The organism is Dyadobacter sp. CY351, from assembly GCF_021502625.1.
GTDB lineage: Bacteria > Bacteroidota > Bacteroidia > Cytophagales > Spirosomataceae > Dyadobacter > Dyadobacter chenhuakuii.
Window position 1 is genome coordinate 1 of the sequence record NZ_JAKFFU010000006.1, and the last position, 19,780, is coordinate 19,780.

General features: G+C 44.5%; 21 protein-coding genes. 6 read left to right on the forward strand and 15 right to left on the reverse strand.

The features are described from left to right. Positions 1 to 118: 118 nt before the first annotated feature. The 7 genes from L0660_RS12540 to L0660_RS12570 form a co-directional block, all read right to left on the reverse strand. Entirely contained in the window at positions 119 to 790 is a 672-nt protein-coding gene (locus tag L0660_RS12540; RefSeq protein ID WP_235159781.1) for a hypothetical protein, read from the reverse strand. Positions 791 to 799: 9 nt separating this feature from the next. After that, positions 800 to 1,180, reverse strand: a complete 381-nt coding sequence (locus tag L0660_RS12545) for a GntR family transcriptional regulator (protein WP_233796764.1) — start codon at positions 1,178 to 1,180, stop codon at positions 800 to 802. Positions 1,181 to 1,191: 11 nt separating this feature from the next. Then, positions 1,192 to 2,001, reverse strand: a complete 810-nt coding sequence (locus L0660_RS12550; RefSeq protein WP_233796763.1) for a hypothetical protein — start codon at positions 1,999 to 2,001, stop codon at positions 1,192 to 1,194. 82 nt (positions 2,002 to 2,083) lie between these two features. Further along, on the reverse strand, positions 2,084 to 2,923 hold the full coding sequence (locus L0660_RS12555) for an ATP-binding cassette domain-containing protein (protein WP_235159782.1): 840 nt from the start codon (positions 2,921 to 2,923) through the stop codon (positions 2,084 to 2,086). 113 nt (positions 2,924 to 3,036) lie between these two features. Then, positions 3,037 to 3,639, reverse strand: coding sequence for an NTP transferase domain-containing protein (locus tag L0660_RS12560; RefSeq protein ID WP_235159783.1), 603 nt, complete (start codon positions 3,637 to 3,639; stop codon positions 3,037 to 3,039). Positions 3,640 to 3,644: 5 nt separating this feature from the next. Next, the gene (locus L0660_RS26240; protein WP_235159784.1) at positions 3,645 to 4,847 is read right to left on the reverse strand and encodes an XdhC family protein; all 1,203 of its coding nucleotides are present in this window, start codon (positions 4,845 to 4,847) and stop codon (positions 3,645 to 3,647) included. After that, positions 4,844 to 5,998, reverse strand: a complete 1,155-nt coding sequence (locus L0660_RS12570) for a cysteine desulfurase family protein (protein ID WP_235159785.1) — start codon at positions 5,996 to 5,998, stop codon at positions 4,844 to 4,846. The genes L0660_RS26240 and L0660_RS12570 overlap by 4 nt, the downstream gene beginning before the upstream one ends. Positions 5,999 to 6,166: 168 nt before the next feature. Between L0660_RS12570 and L0660_RS12575 the strand changes: the two genes are divergently transcribed. Further along, positions 6,167 to 6,802, forward strand: coding sequence for a peroxiredoxin (locus L0660_RS12575; RefSeq protein WP_026632219.1), 636 nt, complete (start codon positions 6,167 to 6,169; stop codon positions 6,800 to 6,802). Between the two features lie 77 nt (positions 6,803 to 6,879). On the opposite strand, the gene L0660_RS12580 is transcribed toward L0660_RS12575, so the two are convergent. Beyond that, positions 6,880 to 7,614 carry a DUF6962 family protein gene (locus L0660_RS12580; protein ID WP_233796758.1) on the reverse strand — a complete coding sequence of 245 codons (735 nt, stop codon included), beginning with the start codon at positions 7,612 to 7,614 and terminating at the stop codon, positions 6,880 to 6,882. 204 nt (positions 7,615 to 7,818) lie between these two features. Between L0660_RS12580 and L0660_RS12585 the strand changes: the two genes are divergently transcribed. After that, complete coding sequence (locus L0660_RS12585; protein ID WP_235159786.1) at positions 7,819 to 8,520, forward strand: MCP four helix bundle domain-containing protein; 702 nt, start codon at positions 7,819 to 7,821, stop codon at positions 8,518 to 8,520. A gap of 61 nt (positions 8,521 to 8,581) precedes the next feature. Here the strand turns inward: L0660_RS12585 and L0660_RS12590 are convergent, their stop codons facing one another. Further along, a complete protein-coding gene (locus tag L0660_RS12590) occupies positions 8,582 to 9,067 on the reverse strand; it encodes a hypothetical protein (RefSeq protein ID WP_229208269.1) in 486 nt (161 codons plus the stop codon). Positions 9,068 to 9,375: 308 nt separating this feature from the next. Between L0660_RS12590 and htpG the strand changes: the two genes are divergently transcribed. Then, entirely contained in the window at positions 9,376 to 11,214 is a 1,839-nt protein-coding gene (gene htpG / locus L0660_RS12595; protein WP_235159787.1) for a molecular chaperone HtpG, read from the forward strand. A 99-nt stretch (positions 11,215 to 11,313) separates the two neighbouring features. Here the strand turns inward: htpG and L0660_RS12600 are convergent, their stop codons facing one another. Together L0660_RS12600 and rho are read right to left on the reverse strand one after the other, a co-directional pair. After that, the gene (locus L0660_RS12600) at positions 11,314 to 11,568 is read right to left on the reverse strand and encodes a helix-hairpin-helix domain-containing protein (RefSeq protein ID WP_235159788.1); all 255 of its coding nucleotides are present in this window, start codon (positions 11,566 to 11,568) and stop codon (positions 11,314 to 11,316) included. A gap of 12 nt (positions 11,569 to 11,580) precedes the next feature. Next, a complete protein-coding gene (rho, locus tag L0660_RS12605) occupies positions 11,581 to 13,416 on the reverse strand; it encodes a transcription termination factor Rho (RefSeq protein WP_235159789.1) in 1,836 nt (611 codons plus the stop codon). A 487-nt stretch (positions 13,417 to 13,903) separates the two neighbouring features. On the opposite strand from rho, the gene L0660_RS12610 reads away from it, so the two are divergent. The 3 genes from L0660_RS12610 to lptC all read left to right on the forward strand — a co-directional run bounded on the left by L0660_RS12610 (position 13,904) and on the right by lptC (position 16,519). Further along, on the forward strand, positions 13,904 to 14,626 hold the full coding sequence (locus tag L0660_RS12610) for a type III pantothenate kinase (protein ID WP_235159790.1): 723 nt from the start codon (positions 13,904 to 13,906) through the stop codon (positions 14,624 to 14,626). Positions 14,627 to 14,732: 106 nt separating this feature from the next. Beyond that, complete coding sequence (locus L0660_RS12615) at positions 14,733 to 15,929, forward strand: hypothetical protein (RefSeq protein ID WP_235159791.1); 1,197 nt, start codon at positions 14,733 to 14,735, stop codon at positions 15,927 to 15,929. An 8-nt stretch (positions 15,930 to 15,937) separates the two neighbouring features. Next, entirely contained in the window at positions 15,938 to 16,519 is a 582-nt protein-coding gene (gene lptC / locus L0660_RS12620) for an LPS export ABC transporter periplasmic protein LptC (RefSeq protein ID WP_235159792.1), read from the forward strand. On the opposite strand, the gene L0660_RS12625 is transcribed toward lptC, so the two are convergent. Genes L0660_RS12625 through recN form a run of 4 tightly spaced genes read right to left on the reverse strand, consistent with a single transcriptional unit; the run spans position 16,516 to position 19,757 of the window. After that, the gene (locus tag L0660_RS12625; RefSeq protein ID WP_235159793.1) at positions 16,516 to 16,929 is read right to left on the reverse strand and encodes a cytochrome c; all 414 of its coding nucleotides are present in this window, start codon (positions 16,927 to 16,929) and stop codon (positions 16,516 to 16,518) included. The genes lptC and L0660_RS12625 overlap by 4 nt on opposite strands. Before the next feature lie 19 nt (positions 16,930 to 16,948). Continuing rightward, positions 16,949 to 17,605 (reverse strand): SCO family protein, encoded by a 657-nt coding sequence (locus L0660_RS12630; protein WP_235159794.1) that lies wholly within the window; start codon positions 17,603 to 17,605, stop codon positions 16,949 to 16,951. A gap of 6 nt (positions 17,606 to 17,611) precedes the next feature. After that, on the reverse strand, positions 17,612 to 18,049 hold the full coding sequence (locus tag L0660_RS12635; protein WP_233796749.1) for a viral A-type inclusion protein: 438 nt from the start codon (positions 18,047 to 18,049) through the stop codon (positions 17,612 to 17,614). 46 nt (positions 18,050 to 18,095) lie between these two features. After that, entirely contained in the window at positions 18,096 to 19,757 is a 1,662-nt protein-coding gene (recN, locus tag L0660_RS12640) for a DNA repair protein RecN (protein WP_235159795.1), read from the reverse strand. Positions 19,758 to 19,780 lie beyond the last annotated feature (23 nt).

Consider the following 19,780-nt stretch of genomic DNA (forward strand, 5'->3'; position numbering starts at 1 on the left):
TCTTTTTCGTTGTGGGGGCCTGTGGTGGGGGGGGTCCGGCCGGCCCCCCCCCCCCCCCCCCCCCCCCCCCCACGACCCAACCATTGCTCCGGGTTTCAACCCGGAGACATAGAAAAAATTAGAGCTTCTTCAACAAGCTTCCAGGCATTTTTACATGCGCGCTGTCGCCAACTGCCAGATCAAGTGATTTGAAAATGTTGCTGTCGACCTGGAAAGTGCTGCTATCCCGGACTGTTATCTTACTCTTACCAAAGTCATTTTCACGATAGGCCGTAACGATAGCGCCCGAAACAAAATCTGCCCGAAGATCATTGACCTGATTTTCCAGCAGGACCATCGCGCCGCCGATCTGTTTTATATCTAAACTTTCCTGCTTCATGTTCTTAATCTTGCAGTTGATCGTGTTTGACTCCAAACCCTTCAATGCCGGAACGAAAATGTAGACAGAGGGCAATGTATGCACAATCTGCTGCGGCGACTGGCCGCCTTCGGGGAAGTCTTTTTTATAATTGACGGTCAATGTATCATTGACAACTTTCCAGTCGATGAATTTTTGATCAACTACAAATTTGATTTCAAAATCTTTGCCCTGCGACACCTCGGTCACACCAAAGCCGACGCCCTGTAATCTTACATAGTGAAATGGCTCCAAACTATGTGTGAGGTAGCCCGAGTAGGGGTCTTTTCTATCAATTTTATCAAACTGTTTCTTTAAAACAAGGTTGGAGGCAACCATTGCGCTCAGAAACAATGATAGCACGATAATGAGTAGTATATTGCTGGCTTTCATGAGGTTATGCTAGTTATTGACAGGGAAATTGTCGGTGACGAACTGGTTATAACGCGTTTGTAGTTCTTCCAGGCTAATGTTAAGCAGGTAAAGCGTTTTGAAAACTTCCGGCAGCTCGGATTCCAGAAAACGTTCTTTTTTATAAGCCAATACGCGCGCTTGCGCATCCTCGCTTACCGAATAGCCGATGCCCCTTTTATTGAATATAATTTCTTTGTTCTGCAAGAAATCATACGTCCGCATCACCGTGTTTGGGTTCACTTCCAGCATGCCTCCCAGCTCCCTTACCGATGGAATGCGCTCAGTAGGAGGCCATTTGCCCAGTAAGATCTGCTCGCAGATGTAATCGGCGATTTGCAGGTAAATGGACTGTTTATCTTTAAATTCCATGAATGCGGGGATTAAACTTCCTTCTCTTTAAGGCGTAAATAAGCGATATACCAAATGCTCAGTATAAACAATGTAATAAAGGCCTGGATGGCGTGATAAATGTTCTTTGGGAATTGGATATGAAACGTGTTCAGGCCGCGAAAAACGGTGAAGTTACCATCCTTAAAATACCACATTTGCCAGCTGGTGAAGGGTAATGTGTTCAGTTTCGATGGATAATGCGTCAGATAATGCGCCATACTGAGATGGATCGTAAATACAATGATTACCGAAGCTACAATGAAGGCAGCTGTTTTGACATAAGATCGTTTTGAGAAATAGATGGATCCTAAAAGCAAAAGGCTGTGTAATATGAAATAGGCAAAGCAGAAATACACTGCCAGGTCGAATTTGATGTAAGGATATTTGTATCCCCAGGAGGGCAGCTTGGCATTGGCAATATCAATCGTCTTGTAATGCAATTGGAAATAAAGAACAAGGAAACTGACGATAAAGAGCAAATTGAAAAACATTGCGCTCAGAAACTTCTCCAAATGCGAGGCTGGTAGCATCAGGCTGCTGATAGAAGTCGGCAGCGAAGCATAGTGCGTCATTGCATTGCTCGTGTAAAAGGAGCTGGCAAAGAGCATTACCATAAACATGGCCATGTAGTGCAAGGCTTCATAGGTTCCTACGGGCTTGCTGGACGTAACGATAGGAAGCATCATCGAAAGCAGCAGAATTGTCAGCAGCGTGGCAATCAATAGATAATTTTTGCCTCTTTCAACCAGATCCAGCTTTAAGACGAGCGCAAAACGGTGGATATCAAATGTTTGGTTCATAGCATAAGTTCAGATAGGATAGGAAGAATGGATCGGGTGAGCATTGCCAGCAAAAGCAACAGCATCGTTATAAGGAGCCTGGTCATTGTTTGCCGAAAATTTGTCTGATCCGCTCGGGGTTTCCCAGCACAGCATTGAAGAGATATTCCAGGTCCACACGGCTTTCTTCCAGCTCAGAATTTTCGAACACAGCTTTATAACCTTTGAGCGATGGCTCGGAGTAAAGCACGCGGTTGTCGTAATCGATGCTGGGAAGCGTTCCAAAGCACAGTTTTTCGGCTACTGTTTCCAGGCTATGCTGGATGAGTATCTTGCTGTCTTCCAGGATAATTATCGAGTCAATCAGATTATCCAGGTCACGAACCTGGTGGGTTGAAATCAGAAACAGCCTGTTTTTATCAACATTCATTGAGACCAATTTGCGAAACTGACTTTTCGAGGGAATGTCCAGGCCATTGGTGGGCTCATCCATGATCAGAACTTTGGTGTTGGCAGAGAGCGCAAATGCAATGAGAAACTTTTTCCGCTGGCCATAGGACATGTCAGTCAGCTTGTTACCCAGAGGAATGTCCATTTCTGCAATGTAGCCGTCAAATTGTCCTTCATCGAATTTAGGATAAAACGGAGCGATCATATCAAGATATTTGCGGATCGTTACCGAGGGCAGGTAAATCTCTTCAGGAAGAAAGAAGACATCCTGCAAAAATGCCGGAAGACGCTTTTTAGGCTCATAACCCACCACATTGATATGGCCTTGCTGGGGAAAAAGCAAACCGACCATGTTTCTGAGCAGGCTGGATTTACCGGCGCCGTTTCTGCCGAGCAAACCGTAAATGTGCCCGGCTTCCAGATTAATCGACAGATTCTCAAACAGCTTATTCTTCTTGCTATATCCAAATGTTACACGGTCTAGCTGGATCATTTCAGAATCGTTTAGTGTTCTAGTTAAGTAGTACACTGTAAAAGTAAACATCTGAAATGAGTAAGCAAGGTTTTGTCAAAAAATATTTTGAGATGTGATTGCAGCTGGTGATTCTAGCTGTTGCCCAGCAGTTTTTGGTAATCTGCTTGCGTATCAATGTCGATGCCGCCGGAAGGGAAGGGGACTGGCGTCACGTCGATGGCAAATTTAGTAATGAGCTTTTTAGCACCTTCGGCTCCGGTGAGCTTTAAAAGGGAAGGGAAATATTTGCTGGAAAAAAGAACAGGCGTTCCAAAAGTGTTCTCATAGGCAGAAGCGACAATGCCTGCATTGCCTTCCAATGACTTATCTATCAAAGCATTAAACAGATCAACAGTAACAAAAGGTTGATCGCTGACAGCGAAAATAACGCCTGAAATGCCGGGCTGCGATGCCATTTGCTGCTGAACTCCGGTGACAATGGAAGAGGCCATGCCCGATTCCCAGTCTGGGTTGTAAACTGCATGACAGGGAAGCGAATTAAGCTCTTTTGCAATCAGATCAGCATTTGAGCCAGTCACTACGGTCACGCTTGTGCTTTTTGCGGCAATAGCGGCTTGGGTGACATGGCGGATCAGCGTTTTGTCCTGATAGCGGAGCAGTTGCTTAGGCTCGCCCAGGCGTGAGGAATTGCCGGCGGCAAGAATAATGATCCCGTAACCAGACGTCTCGGCCATATATTTCAGGATTGACTCGTTTGTATTTCGCAAAGAAAATCCTCCCGTGTGGATTTGCGATAGTCCACTTTCTGATCTGCTCGGCTGTGGATCGGCTCGGGCTTTTCACGCAGGGAAATTCCAGTTCTTCCATTTAAAACAGCTTTAATCTCGGCAAGCACCGACAATGCTATTTCCTCAGAGGTTTCAGCGCCAACGTCGAGTCCGACAGGACCAAAAATTTTGCTCTTTTGCTGTTCTGTGACTTCAATGCCTTCCTTTCTGAGATCGCCAAACATTTTTTCCAGCTTCTTTTTCGGGCCTAACGCGCCTATATAAATGCATTCTTCAAGCTCAATGAGCTCTTTGAGCAGCGCCAGATCGTAGTTGTAATTATGGGTCATTAACACAAAAAACGTCCGCGCATCTGCTTGAATATGCGATAAAACTTCTGATGCCTTTGCTACGATTACCTGACTGGCTTTGGGAAATCGCTGCCTGGTTGCATGCCCGTTCCGGCCGTCGACAACAGTTACGTTCCAACCCAAAATACCAGCCATTTCCGAAAGGGGAATGGTGTCATTTCCAGCGCCAGCGATGATCAGCGCCGGGGCCGGACGCAGATATTCTACGAAACTCGTCAGCTTTTGGCCTTCAAAATCAAGTTCTTTAAAAAACGACTCCTGACGCTCTTTGACGAGTGCTGCCTCAGGAAGCAACTGCTCTAAGAGCGCAGGTTGCAAAAGGTTATCCATGGTTAGGTGATCCGTTTCCAGATCCAGAAAACAGGTTCCAGGCTGAATGGCAGTGCGCGAATAAAGTGAAAACAGCGTGATTACCACCGCATTCTGCCGTTTTTCAAGCGCTTTTTTAAGTAATGCGATTGGATTAAGCTCGTCGTCGGAGTGGATGGGTTCGAATAGGATGTGAACAATGCCATTGCAGCCCAGCTGAACGCCAAGTGTTGTGTCGTTATCGTCTGTGGTATCGTAGGTTACCAGTTTGTTCTTCTGCTGTGAAATTGCCAGCAGCGCCTTTCTTAATGCGTCTCCTTCCAGGCATCCGCCGCTGATGGCTCCCGTAAGCTGACCATCGTCGGTGACAAGCATACGCGCGCCTGGACGCCGGTAAGAGGAGCCTTCTACATGTACGACGGTTGCCAGCGCTGTTTTCTTGCCAGCATTGACAGCAGATTCGTATGATCTTATAATGTCCGTAATTTCTTTCACCCCCTGTGTTCTTTTACTATTTTAGAAATTACTGCAACAGCATGATCTACTTGCTGTTCCGTAGAAAACCTTCCGAAGCTGAACCGGAATGTGTTATGGATCAATTCATTGGAAAGCCCCATCGCTTTCAACACGTAGCTCGGTTCCAATGTAGCCGATGTGCAGGCCGAGCTTCTGGAAAAAGCAATGTCGCTGCCGGCTTCAAAAATCATTTTTTCCCCATCAATATCATGGAAAGAAATGTTGGTTGCGTGGGGCAGGCGCGGGGCGGTGCCCGCATTAATATCTATATGTTGCAATGCCAGTATCTGCTTTTCAAAATGATCGCGTAGCGAGCGGAGCCGAAGACTTTCTGATGCCATTTTTTCAGCACAAATCTCACATGCCTTGCCAAAAGCCACAACGCCGGCCACATTAAGGGTGCCGCTGCGCATATTGCGCTCATGGCCGCCACCCTCGATCTGTGCAGTGAGTGTAACGGTGGGGTTTTTCTTGCGTACATAAAGGGCGCCGACTCCCTTGGGTCCATACAATTTATGGGCGCTGAAAGCCAGCAGATCAATGTCATCTTCCTGCACGTCCACTGGAATTTTACCAACTGCCTGCGTGGCATCCGTAAAAAAGATAACGCCATGCGCTTTGGCTATCGTGCTGATTGCTTTAATCGGCTGAATGACGCCCGTTTCATTGTTGGCATACATGACAGCAATCAGCAGCGTTTGGGCCGTAATGGCTTTTTCGAGATCATCTAAGTTAACCACACCATTGGGCTGAATTTCCAGATAGGTAACCGAGCCGCCTTTACGCTCAATGTGTTTGCAGGTGTCCAGCACGGCTTTGTGCTCGCTTACCACGGTAATAATGTGGCCTTTTTGATCAGGATTATTTTCCCATACACCCTTTATAGCCAGATTGGCTGCTTCTGTTGCGCCCGATGTAAAAACGATTTCCTGCGGATGTGCGCCTATGAGGCTGGCAATATTTTCACGCGCAATATCTACGGCTTCTTCTGCTTCCCAGCCATAGGAATGCGTGCGGCTGGCTGCATTGCCAAATTTTTCCGAGAAATAAGGAAGCATTTCCTCCAAAACCGCCGGGTCCATCGGAGTGGTTGCATTATTATCCAGGTAAACAGGCAATTTTAAGGTCATGGCAACAGCAGTGAATCTTTATTGGAGAAAACAAAAACCTTGTTTATAGTTCAAATTAAACAAAAACCATCCCAAACTGAGAAACACTTTTTTGAAACTTATTATTTAAATTTGCGTTAACTCTATCATATTAATAGATTATATCGTCCACTTAAATCATCATACATCATGTCACTTCGACTAGGAGATATTGCCCCTGATTTTGAGGCAAACACCACACAAGGCCAGATTAAATTTCACGAATGGTTAGGAGACAGCTGGGGATTGCTATTCTCTCACCCGGCTGACTTTACGCCGGTTTGCACCACAGAACTTGGCAAGACGGCTCTTTTGCAAGGTGAATTTCAAAAACGTAATGTAAAAGTGCTTGCCGTGAGCGTTGACGACATTGATTCACACAATCGCTGGATTCCCGATATTAACGAGGTTAACAATACAGAGGTCAATTTCCCGATCATTGCCGATGAGGGCCGCAAGGTTGCTGAACTCTACGATATGATCCACCCCAATGCAAGCGAGAAATCTACCGTTAGATCTGTTTTTATTATCGGGCCTGATAAGAAAATCAAGCTTACATTGACTTACCCAGCGTCGACAGGCCGTAATTTCAATGAAATTCTGCGCGTCGTTGATTCACTTCAACTCACTGCCAATTACAGCGTTGCAACGCCTGCCGACTGGAAAGATGGAGATGATGTGATCGTGGTCCCGGCTGTGAGCACGGAGGATGCCGAAAAGAAATTTACCAAAGGTCTCAACATTGTTAAGCCTTACCTGCGTTATACGCCGCAGCCTAATAAGTAAGTGAGCCTGGCTCAAAAAAATAGGATGTCGCATCAGGCGGCATCCTATTTTTTTGTTATCAAATGCTGTTATTAAAATTAGCTTTCGTTCTCGCTTTCAAGTATTTCTTCGGGCTTGATCATTTCTTCTCCATAATAGATCATATGCCTTGCTCCCTGGTAATAAAACCAGATGGATGCGCCCATGCTTATGTGGCTGATGTCGTTGTAATTAAACCACGGGCCGAAACTGAATTTGAGTGCATGTAACCCGGCAGAAATAGCGCCTAATGCTGTTGCAATGAATATATTAATGCTTCCCGGATCTTTACGCTGTCTGTAAACATATATCTCAATCAGAAATAGCATCAGGAAAAGACCGTAAAATGCGTGAATTTCAACAACGACGAAGTTCAGGGTAATGAAGGTCAGTGCAAAAAACACGGCCAGCTCTACATAGTTCAACCAGCCCAGGATTAAGCCGCTACGCTTTTGGAGCAGAGGTTTGATGTGCCAGATCGCTGCGCGTTCAAAGAGCGCTACGGCAATCATGCTGGCAAACCAGCCGGGAATTTTGCCAGGCTGACCTGTTAAATACAGAAATCCATGCCCTAGCACACCGCCGATTGCAGTGGCAATGCCCATGAAAAAGAAAAAATACTGGATTTGTTTGTACATCCTGTGGGCCCTTCCCAATTTCCCAAGGTGGACAAATGCATATATGCAGATCACAGTCATCATCAGACTGGAGATTACAGTGGAAGGTTCTAAAATGGTAATTCCAAAAACCTGGATCTGATGAACCTTACTGAAATCAATGGCAACTTCATTCATGAACGGCTGAGTGTTTTAAAATAATCAATCTAACAAAATTATACCACGATTCTGGAATGAATGCACATTTCCCGGTTTATCTCTTATTATTAGTTATATTGACGATATATTTGTAGTAAATAAAACGTTATAATACAGAGGAGTTTTAGCATTTTTTTAATGCTGGATACGGATCGCGGTATTTACAATTTTAAATGCTATTTCATGAAATGGTCTTTTGTAATTCAACAAAAACTGAAAGCTGCAATGCTTCTTGGAGGCATTATGGCACTTATTATATTGGCCACATTGCTGTCCAGGCGCAATATGGACGGGATTGACAAGTCCTTTTCATCCATTTACCAGGACCGGCTGATCCCTGCAACAACGATCATTTATCTGACAGAAAACCTGTATGGAAAGCGGCTTTCCCTTGAAGAATATTTACTGACCAACGGGACAGGAAATAAAAACGAGATCCGTGTGCAGTTAAGCACGCACAACAAGAACATTGACTCGCTGATCAAAGCTTTCGAGCAAACATATCTGGTTGATGAAGAGGCTAAAAGTCTGACTGCATTTAAGAACGAGGTGCACAGATACACGGCCCTTGAAAAGTCTATTCTTGGTTTGTATAATGCAGGCGCCCAGGAGGAAGGTAAGCGACTTTTCGCTGGCGTGGGAGCAAACACTTTCAAAAACACCATTACCAATCTCAACGAGCTGACAAACATTCAGTCCAGCATTGGAAAGGATCTGATGAAGGAATCTAAAAGTGACATTGCCAGCTTTGGCATTATTTCATTTCTGCAAATCGCGCTCGCCGTTGTTATCGGGCTTATGTTGCTGGTGCTGATCCAGAACTCGTCTATTGTTAACAAGCCCAAAATTTCGGGACAGAAAAACCAGTATTTTAATCTTAATTAATGAAGGCTATAAACGAAGAAAGGTCAGGATTTCCTGACCTTTCTTCGTTTATCTTGATTTCTTACTGACCAACTTTACGGCCTTTCAGTGTTTCTCTTGAATTTTTAACCTGCTTCAAAAGATCTTTCTTTACGAACAACCGGGCGCCATTTCCGCCTTGCAGATCGAATGTCCTTTCTTTATAATCAAACTTATTGTTGGGCAGCACATCCAGGAAATAATTCTGGCCGCTCAAATTAAACTTCATCCCCTTGGTATCTTGCTGGGTATCGTCCCAGGAAACATGAATAACACCGTTGTCTGAGCTCAAAGCTACACCTGGCGTAAAGGGCAGCACATTGATGGTCTGAATGCTCTTACCGTTGCTCATGGTGATCTGCCCTTCCGGGTTTACTTTAATGTCATTAGGATCAGAAACTTCACGGCGAATGTTGATTGCCTTGTCGTTGAAAAACTGAACCTTGGCAATTTCAATGTTGGCTGCTTCCAGGTCGCGGCGAAGATCTTCCGTAAACACGGTATAATTAGAGAGAGGGACGGAATTCATTGTGGTGCAAGCTGATACTGCGCTCAATAAGAATACGCCTGCGAAGAGTTTTTTAATAAGATTCATGTTACTAATTGGTGTTCTGAATGAACTGTTTGAATAATTTTAGTTGAGTTGGTTACCGTTCGCAATATTAACAAAAAAGCTAGTCAGTTACCAACCGATTGATTAATGAGGTTGATTTCAGCAATCCTGACAATCTGTCAGCCGACCTGCGATTTAATTGTATTTGGAACGCATATTTGGATTCGGTATTGCAGAGCAGAAAAAACAATTTCTTCAATATTATAAACAAAAACGGCATAACTATGGAATCAGTGATTCAGGAAAAAGGAAACCTCAGCATTCATACCGAGAACATATTTCCGATTATCAAAAAATTCCTTTATTCGGACCACGAAATCTTCTTACGTGAATTAGTATCCAATGCAGTCGACGCTTCTCAGAAAATCAAAAAACTAGCCTCCTATGGCGAGTTCAATGGCGAGCTGGGTGAGCTGAAAGTGGTCGTAAAGCTTGATAAGGAGGCTAAAACAATCACCATCAGCGATAATGGGATTGGTATGACTGCCGATGAGATCAAAAAATATATTAACCAGATCGCATTGTCCGGCGCCACCGAGTTTGTAGAAAAATACAAAGACAAAGGCGAGGACGGAAAAGGTGACAAAGGAATTATCGGACACTTCGGCCTTGGTTTTTACTCAGCTTACATGGTTGCAGAAAATGTAGAGATCATTACAAAATCTTACAAAGAAGGCTCCGAAGCGGTTCGCTGGGAATGCGATGGTTCTACGGAATTTGAATTGGGCCCGGCTGAAAAAGCAGAGCGCGGTTCGGACATTATCCTGCACATTGCCGCTGATTCCGAGGAATTCCTCGATGAGCACCGTCTGCGTGGCATTCTAGAAAAATATGGTAAGTTCCTGCCAATCCAGATCGAATTTGAAGAAAAGATCATTAATAATCCAAACCCGATCTGGACGAAAAATCCGTCTGATCTGAAAGATGAGGATTATCTGGCCTTCTACAAAGAGCTTTATCCTTTCAGCGAAGATCCGCTTTTCTGGATCCATTTGAATGTGGATTATCCCTTCAATCTGACGGGTGTTTTGTATTTCCCAAAACTCAAAAACGATTTCCAGGGTCAGCGCGAAAAAATCCAGCTTTACAGCCGCCAGGTCTTTATTACCGATGAGGTAAAAGACATTGTGCCGGATTTCCTTCAACTGCTGCACGGGGTGATCGACTCGCCGGATATTCCTTTGAACGTTTCAAGAAGTTACCTGCAAGCCGATGGTAATGTGAAGAAAATCAATGGTTATATCACGCGTAAAGTGGCTGATAAACTGTCAGAGATTTTCAAAAATGACCGCGAAGGTTTCGAGAAAAAATTTGATGATATCGGCCTTTTTGTAAAATACGGAATTATCAGCGATGATAAATTCTATGAAAAAGCCAAGGATTTCTGTCTGGTAAAAAATACAGAAGGCAAGTTCTTTACTTTCGAGGAATACCGCGAGCACGTAAAAGGTAATCAGACTGATAAGAACGACACGCAAGTATGGCTTTATACGACCGACGAGAAAAAGCAGGATGCATTCATCCAGTCTGCGAAAAAGCGCAGCTATGACGTGCTGACATTTACGACGATCATTGATTCGCACTTTATCAATACGCTTGAACAGAAACTTGAAAAAGTGAATGTGAAACGCGTTGATGCCGATACGCTTGACAAGCTTGTTGAAAAGGATGTGACGTTAGAAAGCATTCTTTCCAGCGATGATCAGGATAAAGTGAAGAAGATTTTTGAAGACGTAGCAGGAAGCAAAAGCGCGCATGTTCAGGTAGAGGCCATGCCGGTGGACGAGCTGCCAGTGGTGATTACTTTCCCTGAATTTATGCGCCGCATGACTGATATGCAGGCTACTTCGGGACAGCGTTCTATGTTTGGCGATATGCCTTTGATGTATACTGTTTCGCTTAATGCTAATCACCCGGTGATCAGCCGCGTGCTGCAAGCCGAAAACGAAGAAGCTCAAAAGACTTTGGCAAAACAGGTTTTTGACCTTGCATTGCTTTCACAAGGTCTGCTTTCAGGAAGCGATCTTACGCAGTTCATTCAACGCACAGTTTCGACTTTGTAGACTGTCATCAATCTTATCAAGTCTGCAAAAAGGCTTGGTAAGTCATAAAAAAAGCCCGCTTACTTCGCAGTAGGCGGGCTTTTCAGCTTCTATATGGTGTCAGAATTCTTTATTTGACATAATCAACCTTCTCAGTTCTTCTAACTCGTCCCATTTCTGGTCTTTGGCCAGCAATGCTTGTTTTGGCCAGGATGTAGGATTCTGGATCTGAAACCTGGGTCCTGCTTTTTTCAAAACGGCTGCTAACCTGATAATGGAAGTGTCGGCGAGCTGTTCAATGGTATGAATGCCTTCCCGATTGAGCAATTCTTCAATCTTTGGGCCGATGCCTTCTATAATCTTCAAATCTTCCATGGGCCGGATTGCTTAGCGGTTCATAGAGATCAGGAATTCTTCATTGCTTCTTGTGCCCTTCATATGTTCAAGCAGGAAGTCCATGGATTCCATTGCATTCATATCCGACATGTGTTTTCGCAGGATCCACACTTTTTTCAGTGTTTCTTTATCCAGAAGTAGATCCTCGCGGCGCGTTCCGGAAGCCATAACATCAATAGCAGGGAATACACGCTTGTTGGAAAGCTTGCGGTCCAGCTGCAATTCCATGTTACCCGTTCCTTTGAATTCTTCAAAGATAACTTCGTCCATTTTAGAACCTGTATCGATCAATGCCGTGGCAATAATGGTCAGTGAGCCACCGTGTTCTACATTTCTGGCCGCTCCGAAGAATCTTTTCGGCTTATGCAACGCATTGGCATCCACACCACCCGAAAGGATCTTACCGGATGAAGGAACCACCGTGTTATAAGCACGTGCAAGACGCGTGATGGAATCCAGCAGAATCACCACATCATGGCCGCATTCAACCATTCTTTTGGCTTTTTCCAAAACAATGCTGGCCACTTTTACGTGACGGTCTGCCTGCTCATCAAATGTAGATGCAATCACCTCAGCTCTTACGCTGCGCTGCATATCAGTAACCTCTTCCGGACGTTCGTCGATCAAAAGGATCAAAAGAAACACCTCAGGGTGGTTACGCGTGATGGCATTTGCAATTTCTTTCAGCAAAACAGTTTTACCCGTTTTTGGCTGCGCAACGATCATTCCACGCTGTCCTTTTCCAATAGGAGCAAAAAGATCCAGTATCCTTGTTGAATATTGATCGGGACGTGAGCTTAGCTTCAAGCATTCATCCGGGAAAAGAGGCGTAAGATATTCGAAAGGAATACGGTCCCTGATTTCCTCGGTTGTTTTACCATTCACAGTCTCAACACGGAGCAATGCAAAGTATTTTTCACCTTCTTTCGGCGGGCGAATCTGTCCTTTAACCGTATCACCGGTTTTCAGGCCAAAAAGTTTAATCTGAGAAGGCGATACATATATATCATCCGGGCTAGCCAGATAGTTGTAGTCTGCTGAGCGCAGGAAGCCGTAGCCGCCATCCTGCATAATCTCAAGAACGCCCTCATTAACGATCAATCCGTCAAACTCTCTTACGTAGTTGTTGTAGTTGCGTTTGATTTTAGACGATGGATCGTCGCGGTGTGCAGGCTGCTGCGGTTGTTGCGGCTGGCGTTCACTGGAATCGTTAGGCTGATTCTGCTGATTTGGCTGGCGGTTTTGTCTCTCTTCTTTTGCAGCAGGTGTATTCTCTTCCGGGCTGGTTTCTGTTTTTTCCTGAACCACTTCTTCTGTTGCAGGCGCAGCAGCTTCCGGCTGGTTGGTTACTTCTTCTTTGCCCAGATCATTTAATGTATCATTATCTGAATCGGCTTCTTCACGAATGTCCAGATTCTTGGGCCTGTCATTATTTTCAGGGCGCTGATTTCTCAGGGAAGTGTCAAATAGGGGAGCAGGTGAAGGCGACGCATTGTCTTTTTTCATCCTTGCCGATCTGTTGTTTGCCGGTTTCATAGTATCCGAAGGGGCGTCAGATGGCCTTCTTGCCCGTTTTTTCTTTGGTTCATCGGCATCATAACCATCCGATTCCAAAGCCGGTTGTGCTGCGGGAGCTGCCGGGGTTATATTGTTAACAGGCTCAGCAGCTGCGGGAGCTTCTGTAACTGTTGCAGGCTCCTGTTTAAGCAGGATTCTGTTGATAAGTTCTTTTTTTGGGAGTTTAGCGTAATCAGCAACACCAAGGTTGCCAGCTATTTCTTTAAGCTCTGATAAAAGCTTAATGTTCAATTCATCAATTGTAGGCATACAGACAAGGGAAAGTAAAGTAGCACTTTACCGAATGGATATTAAGGTTTTGAATTTTTTTGGACAAAAGCCGAGAAGCATATCTCGCAGTGACGTGATGGTCATTAATATTAAAAATATCTTTTGTAAAAGTCCGGGTGACGACTCTACAACCTGAAAAACTTTATTAGATATACTCTGAAAGTTGGCAATTAAATAAAGGAAGTAAAGACAGTAAATCGGCAAGATTTTAAAACCTCGACAACGTTGAGAGTCATCGTGAGATGGAATTGGATTTAAAAGTCGATACTGGACTTATAGCGACGAAGGTAAAAAAAATATTTTTTACATCAAAGCGAAAACCTATTTAATACAAAAAAATAAACAATTCAAGCTTTCTATCTACGAAACACTGACATTAAGTGCTGATAATGAATGCACAAAACATGCGCCAACAGTTTTGACAGCGCTAGTTTTTGTGCCTCAAATGTGGGACTTTTGCAAAATTATGAACATTGTCATTGATTCGGGAAACACTTATTCGAAGGTCGGATGGTTTGAAAACGATAAACTGATACGCTATACGACGCGCCTTACATTTACGGAACTGATCGAAGCAGTGCTGGCGCAGGCTCCGGAAAATATCTTGTTTTCATCTGTAAGTCACACGGCCGCCGACTTTGAAGATGCGCTGGGAAAGTCACTGAAAATATTTGACTTAACACCCGGCACGCCATTGCCTATCAAAAAAAATTACGACACGCCTCAAACCCTGGGTGCCGACCGGATTGCCGCCTCCACCGGTGCCAATTTCTTGTATCCAGGGGAAGATTTGGTTGTTATTGATATGGGCACTTGCATTACATATGATCTGATTGACAAAAACGCGGTGTTTCAGGGCGGGCTGATTTCCCCCGGGGTGAGAATGCGATTTAATGCAATGCATTCGTTTACTAAGCGACTTCCGTTGGTCGAACCGGATTCAGATCCGGAATTGATTGGAAAAAGCACGCACAGCGCCATGCAAAGTGGCGTAATGAATGGGGTTCTTGCAGAAATGCATGGAATAATTGAAAGGTATCGGCACAAATCGCCGGATTTGCGCGTACTATTATGTGGAGGTGATGCTGCTTTTTTTGAAAGTAGCCTGAAACCACCCATCTTTGCGGTGCCGGAATTGGTTTTAATAGGATTGAACAGAATTTTAACATATAATGTCTCGTTACAGTAGATTCAGAATACTCACATTTGCAATTGCACTCATTTGGAATTGTACATACCTCAATACGGCGCTAAGGGCACAAGGCTTGGGCAATTCTCCATACTCTTCATTGGGAATGGGAGAGTTTTATGGCGATGCTTATTCTGATAATACGGGAATGGGTCAATCCGGTGTTAGCACGGGAACCGGGTTTCAGATCAATAATCTTAATCCAGCCCTTTGGGTGCGTAACAGGTTTACAACCCTGGATATTGGCCTGGTCGGGCAGTATAAGGATGTTGCTTCGGGAGCAAACAAACAAACAAACACAGGCGGTAATCTTGCTTATGTTTCGCTGGCTTTTCCGATCAGCCCGCGTTGGGTGCTGGGTGTAAGCCTTAAACCGTACACGTTTGTAGATTACAGCAATGCTTCGATACGCAATGTTCCGGGAACCCAGTTTGTAGGAATTTACAATACTACCGGAAAGGGAGGCATTAACAAGGCTTCGGTCACAACAGCTTACCAGGTTACAAAATATTTAAGCCTTGGTCTTGAAACTTCCTATTTTTTCGGGAATGTGCGTAAGGCCACAGAGGTTTCCCTGGTTGACAGGGCTGCAATTGAACGCGGCGACGATCTTTCCAATGAATATGTGGTTAGCTTAAATGACCGCACAACTTATTCGGATATTGCGTTTCGGGCGGGTGCTGCGTTAAGAATCCCCATTAAGAAGGAAAATAAGCTGAACCTTAATCTGGGTGCTTCTTACAGCATTGGAACATCGATCAATGCGGCCCAAACCACCACTTTTGAGGTTACTGCCAACGCGCTTAACGTGATCAGTCCTGACACGCTTCAGAATTTGATGGGCGGCGGGATTAAAACGCCTAACCAGCTGCTGGTTGGCGGAAGTTTGGAATGGCCGTTCAAATTGATCCTTTCTGCGGATTTCAGCTACCAGCAATGGTCACAATACAGAAGCTTTACAAACGCCAATGACGGTTTGAAGGATGTGGGCCGCATTAACGTGGGGGCAGAATACCTGCCAAGATTTACCTCACTGAATTATTTTGATCTGGTAAGATACCGCGTTGGGTTTAGCTATGGTAAAACACCCTATTCGATTGGAAATAGTGACGTGAATGATACCAATGTAAGCCTTGGCTTTACATTCCCGATGGGTAGGGGTTATCAGAACTTTCTGTCTGTGGCACTCGTTGCAGGACAAAGAGGAAGCACCGGCGGCGGGATGATCAGAGAACGTTACGGGCGCGTCGTACTGGGAGTGACGCTTCTGGAAAGATGGTTTGTTAAACAAAAAATCGACTAAAATCAGACATGCGAATCGCATTGATCTTCAAGCAAATACGAAAAGGAGATAAATTTTTATCTCCTTTTTATCTTATTGTGCTGACTGTATGGATGCTGGCCGCCTGCGAAGGCAAACAAAACAAAGTCGGTGCCTTGTATACCGGCCCGCTCGAACTTGTCAATGATGTTGAAGTAAAATACAGCGAGCAGGGAAAGCTGAAAGTGGTGATGAAAACGCCAAAGCGCCTCGCTTATCAGAACGAAGCACAAGTTTTTCCCGATACGATCAACATTAATTTTTATGATACAACAGGGACGATAGTTACCCGCCTACGCTCGGACTCGGGGCATTATGATAAAGCAGCCGACGTTTATATTGTAAAAGGAAATGTGCGCGTCGTCAAGTCGGAAACGGAAGAGTTGCTTACCACGACTGAGCTCAACTGGAGCCCGCGCACGCGTAAGGTCTTTACAGATAAACCGCTTTCAGTTATTAACAAACGAACTTCGGAAGTTACCAATGCGATCGGGATGGATGCCGAGCAGGACTTTACACGTATTAAATTTCGAAAGGCAACCGGAATCTATAAATTCAGCGGCGCTCCTTAATATTCCTTGCAATCCTTTAATGCAGCTTGTACAGTTTCAATAGGTGTATATACGCTGTCTTTACCCCATTTCATACCCAGAAAGCTGACCAGCTCAGCAATTTCAATCTCAGTCAATTTGAGATTGGCGGGCATAGGCCGGTTAAATTCTTTGCCGTCAACCAGAATACTGCCTTTCATCCCGTTTCTGATAATGCAAGCAATGGCAGATTTATCGCTCAGTCTGGCAGACGTTGCCAGTGGGGGATAAAGATTAGCCATTCCCTTGCCGTCTGCCTGATGGCAATTGGCACAATAGGTCGTATATAGCTGATATCCTTCAACAAAATACTGCTCACTTTTCAGCTCAGATGCACTTTGGCAGGAAAACAGGGAGATAACTGAGAGAAGAAGAATCGCTGGTTTGATCATCAAAACGGGAGGTGACTGGCTATTTATATTCGTCGAGTAAGATCTTCATATCGGCAATGAGCTTCTGGGTTCCTTCTTCTGTTGTGCCGTCATACATGCCTCTTACCCGCTTGTCCTTATCGATCAGGATAAAAGCCCCGCCGTGAATGTACCCACCGTCAGCCGTCTTGTCTTCTTTTGCCGTAACCAGATAGTTTGTCTGACCAATTTCAAAAATCTTCTCTTTATTACCAGTCAGAAATTGCCATTGATTGCCTTCGATGCCTAAATCACTTGCGAATTTCTTCAAAACCTGGGGCGTGTCATGATCCGGATCGATAGAGTGGGACAGGATCATTACCTGCGGATTGCCTTTGTATTGATTGTAAACCTTTATCATTTGCCGCTTCATAACAGGACAAATGGTAGGGCAGGTTGTGAAGAAAAAGTCTGCAACATAGATTTTGCCTTCCACGATTTTTTCAGAAACGGTGTCTCCTTCCTGGTTAACAAATGAAAATGCGGGAATAGTATTATAAACCGTATCAACCACTTCCTTTCCGTCAACCATTTTCTTGACCGCATCGCGTTCTCCAAGAATCGGCAATTTCTTATCGTCCTTGCAACCAAGCACGCCTAAAATGAATGCAGCGAAAACGAACGTATATATATGAATGGTCTTATTTCCTTGTATCATAACCTGTTACTCCAAAAATGTTTGCGCTTCTTGAATGGACTTTAATGTTACCTGTTTTACTTGCAGAATCTTTTCCTTTTCGCTCTCGAAATAATGGATTGCACTTTCAGGCTTTAATTTCTTGGCAGAATCACCTCGGTAAGCATGCATCCAGCTCATCATAAGCTTATCCGATTCATTTAGTTTTTGATTCAGATCCACAGCTTTCATGCGTTCTTCGGCGATGGTATTGCTGCTGATGCCTTCGTTTTGCAAACTATCCATATGCTGGATTTTCTTGGATAACTTTGATTTCAATGTCATGATCTGGTCCATTTGCGGCATCACTTCGTCGTGAATCGTCATCACTTCTGCTTCCAGCTCGGAGGCCTTATCTTGTTTGCCTTCTTTGCCGCATCCTGACAAAAGGGCCAGAACAAACACGGATAGTATCGGGTATTTCATGAGTTTGGGAGGTTAAATCTATTGTATTTTGAAAATGCTGTTTGGCCTAATTTTGTTCTTTAAGAATCATTTCGCGTGCATTGACCAGCACTGAATCCGAAGGATTATGCCCCCCGATCATTTGCGCAATTTCCAGCACACGCTCGTCTACGGTAAGTTTCTTTATTTTACTGACGGTTTTTTCCGAAGAATGATCCTTGTAAACAAAGTAATGTGCATTGCCGCTGCTGGCAATCTGATGTAAGTGTGTAATGGCAATAATCTGATGGTTAAGCGCCATATTTTGCATCATCTTGCCCATTTTTCTTGCAATTTCACCCGAAACGCCCGTATCGATCTCATCAAAAATGATCGTAGGAAGCATTCGTTTATCTGCAAGAATGTATTTGATGACCATCATTAATCTGGAAAACTCGCCGCCCGAAGCAACTTGCTTCAATTCTTGCGGGACGACACCTTTATTGCCGCTGAAAAGAAACGCCACCGAATCCAGGCCATTAGCTGTCGGCAAAGTTTCTGTTACCTGTATAGATAAACTTGCGTTTGGGATTCCCAGTTCCGAAAGTCTTTCCAAAATCAGCGTTTCTATTGCTTTGGTAACTTTTCGCCGCTTTTCCGAAAGGATTTTGGCGCTTTTGAGCATCGCCTCTTTCGCCTGAACCGCAGCTTTTTCCGCTTTAAGCAGCTCATCATCCAGGTTCAGCACAATGCTGAGCTTACGCTGCAATTCTTCTTCAATTTGAAGCAACTGCTCAACAGTAGTCACCTGATGTTTTTTGAGCAATGTATATATCAGGTCCAAGCGCTCCTGAACCAGTTCGGCACGTCCCTGATCGATGTCTACTGAGCTGTTTGCCTGGTCGATCTCGTCAGCTATGTCGCGCAGTTCTATCAATGTGCTTTGCACGCGCTCACGGATGGCGTCATACACAGGAACAAGCCTGGCGGCCTGACCTATTGCATTAGCCGCATTTTTCAGCAGTTCAAGGATGGAATTATCGGGGTTATCTAGTAATGTGTAAGCGAGTTGCAGCTTTTCGCGGATCTCTACTGCATTTTCCAGAATGTTTAATTCAACTTCCAGCTTCTCCTGCTCGTCAGAAACCAGCTTGGCGTTGTTTAATTCCTGAAAGAGAAATTGGTCGTAATCGAACTCTTTCCGGAGCTTACCCGCTTCTTGTTGCAGCGTTTCAAAGGCCCGTGTTGCGTCCTTGTATGCCGAAAAATCCTGCTGATATGCTTTAAGGAGTTGTGCGTTATCGGCAAAGGAATCCACTACGCGCAGCTGAAATTCATTGTTGCCCAGCATCACCGAATCGTGCTGCGAGTGAATGTCAAGCAGCTGGCTGCCGATCCGCTTTAAAGATTCCAGATTGACGGGCGTATCATTTACGAATGCGCGCGATTTGCCAGCCACAGAAATTTCACGGCGGATGATGCATTCATCGGAATAATCGACATTTTCATCTTCAAAATTGGGGGCAAGGTCATAGCCGGAAAGATTAAAACTGCCTTCTATCACACATTTTTCGCTGGAATCGTAAAGTGATTTCACATCGGCCCGATTGCCCAGAAGTAAGCCTATTGCGCCCAGCATGATCGACTTTCCAGCCCCCGTCTCACCTGTAATGATATTGAGTCCGGGATCTGGCGACATTTCCAGCTGCTTAATGAGCGCGTAATTTTTTATAAGTAAATTCGAAAGCATATCTATACGAATATAGTTATCAG

Coding starts and splice junctions, on each gene's coding strand:
- L0660_RS12540 (WP_235159781.1), bottom strand. CDS start 790: ATGAAAGCCAGCAATATACTACTCATTATCGTGCTATCATTGTTTCTG.
- L0660_RS12545 (WP_233796764.1), bottom strand. CDS start 1,180: ATGGAATTTAAAGATAAACAGTCCATTTACCTGCAAATCGCCGATTAC.
- L0660_RS12550 (WP_233796763.1), bottom strand. CDS start 2,001: ATGAACCAAACATTTGATATCCACCGTTTTGCGCTCGTCTTAAAGCTG.
- L0660_RS12555 (WP_235159782.1), bottom strand. CDS start 2,923: ATGATCCAGCTAGACCGTGTAACATTTGGATATAGCAAGAAGAATAAG.
- L0660_RS12560 (WP_235159783.1), bottom strand. CDS start 3,639: ATGGCCGAGACGTCTGGTTACGGGATCATTATTCTTGCCGCCGGCAAT.
- L0660_RS12570 (WP_235159785.1), bottom strand. CDS start 5,998: ATGACCTTAAAATTGCCTGTTTACCTGGATAATAATGCAACCACTCCG.
- L0660_RS12575 (WP_026632219.1), top strand. CDS start 6,167: ATGTCACTTCGACTAGGAGATATTGCCCCTGATTTTGAGGCAAACACC.
- L0660_RS12580 (WP_233796758.1), bottom strand. CDS start 7,614: ATGAATGAAGTTGCCATTGATTTCAGTAAGGTTCATCAGATCCAGGTT.
- L0660_RS12585 (WP_235159786.1), top strand. CDS start 7,819: ATGAAATGGTCTTTTGTAATTCAACAAAAACTGAAAGCTGCAATGCTT.
- L0660_RS12590 (WP_229208269.1), bottom strand. CDS start 9,067: ATGAATTCCGTCCCTCTCTCTAATTATACCGTGTTTACGGAAGATCTT.
- htpG (WP_235159787.1), top strand. CDS start 9,376: ATGGAATCAGTGATTCAGGAAAAAGGAAACCTCAGCATTCATACCGAG.
- L0660_RS12600 (WP_235159788.1), bottom strand. CDS start 11,568: ATGGAAGATTTGAAGATTATAGAAGGCATCGGCCCAAAGATTGAAGAA.
- rho (WP_235159789.1), bottom strand. CDS start 13,416: ATGCCTACAATTGATGAATTGAACATTAAGCTTTTATCAGAGCTTAAA.
- L0660_RS12610 (WP_235159790.1), top strand. CDS start 13,904: ATGAACATTGTCATTGATTCGGGAAACACTTATTCGAAGGTCGGATGG.
- L0660_RS12615 (WP_235159791.1), top strand. CDS start 14,733: ATGGGAGAGTTTTATGGCGATGCTTATTCTGATAATACGGGAATGGGT.
- lptC (WP_235159792.1), top strand. CDS start 15,938: ATGCGAATCGCATTGATCTTCAAGCAAATACGAAAAGGAGATAAATTT.
- L0660_RS12625 (WP_235159793.1), bottom strand. CDS start 16,929: ATGATCAAACCAGCGATTCTTCTTCTCTCAGTTATCTCCCTGTTTTCC.
- L0660_RS12630 (WP_235159794.1), bottom strand. CDS start 17,605: ATGATACAAGGAAATAAGACCATTCATATATATACGTTCGTTTTCGCT.
- L0660_RS12635 (WP_233796749.1), bottom strand. CDS start 18,049: ATGAAATACCCGATACTATCCGTGTTTGTTCTGGCCCTTTTGTCAGGA.
- recN (WP_235159795.1), bottom strand. CDS start 19,757: ATGCTTTCGAATTTACTTATAAAAAATTACGCGCTCATTAAGCAGCTG.